General features: G+C 34.1%; 1 protein-coding gene. It reads right to left on the bottom strand.

Annotation, left to right across the window (positions count from 1 at the left end; genetic code table 11):
• Nucleotides 1-108: 108 nt before the first annotated feature.
• Nucleotides 109-803, bottom strand: a 695-nt coding sequence (locus tag BQ7358_RS00005; RefSeq protein ID WP_159428381.1) for an LPXTG cell wall anchor domain-containing protein, incomplete at its 5' end; no start/stop codon positions are given.

The raw sequence follows: 803 nt of genomic DNA, 5'->3' as shown, positions 1-803 counted from the left end.
GTTACAAAACATTAAAAGAGTGATGAATTTTTCCATCACTCTTTCTTTTCCTGATTTTTTAATCAGTTTTGTTTAATAGCCCAAAACGTTTATTACTTTTGTTTATTTCTATTCTTCATCTTTTCTTTTTCTTCTTAATGCTAATCCAAGTCCTGCCAATAATGTTGCCACTCCTGCATATATTCCATTTGTTGCCTCATTACCTGTTTTTGGTAATGGTGTTTTTGGTGTTGTCGGTGGTACCGGATTAGTTGTCGGATTGGTGTCTATGTCTAATACTCCGTCTGATGTACGGGCTATATTTTTAATCTCTTTGCCATATGTTTCTTCATTGACTTTTACTTTAAATGTTACTGTCCATGTTTCACCTTTGGCTACTCTCTTAGTCCATACTACTTCTCCGTTTGTGTATTTTCCATTGTTATCTGCTGAATTTTCTACATATGTTGTGTATTCAGGGATTTTATCTTTAATTGTTACATCTCGGTCTTCTCCCGTTGTATTTGTGTAACTTACTGTATATGTTAAGATATCTCCAGGTTTTACCGCTTTTCCGTTTATTGTTGTTCCTTTATTATCTACAACATCTTTTATCGGCTTTTTCGGTGTCGGGTTATTTGTTGGGTTGGTATCTATATCCAATACTCCGTCTGATGTACGGGCTATATTTTTAATTTCTTTACCATCTACGTCATTGTTTACTTTTACTTTAAATGTTACTTTCCATGTTTCGCCTTTAGCTACTTTTTTACTCCATGTTACTTCACCATTAGCGAATTTTCCGTTGTTATCCGCTGAGTTTT

This window comes from Gemella massiliensis, from assembly GCF_900120125.1.
Classification (GTDB): Bacteria; Bacillota; Bacilli; order Staphylococcales; family Gemellaceae; genus Gemella; species Gemella massiliensis.
This window is presented reverse-complemented; position numbering and strand designations above follow the sequence as displayed.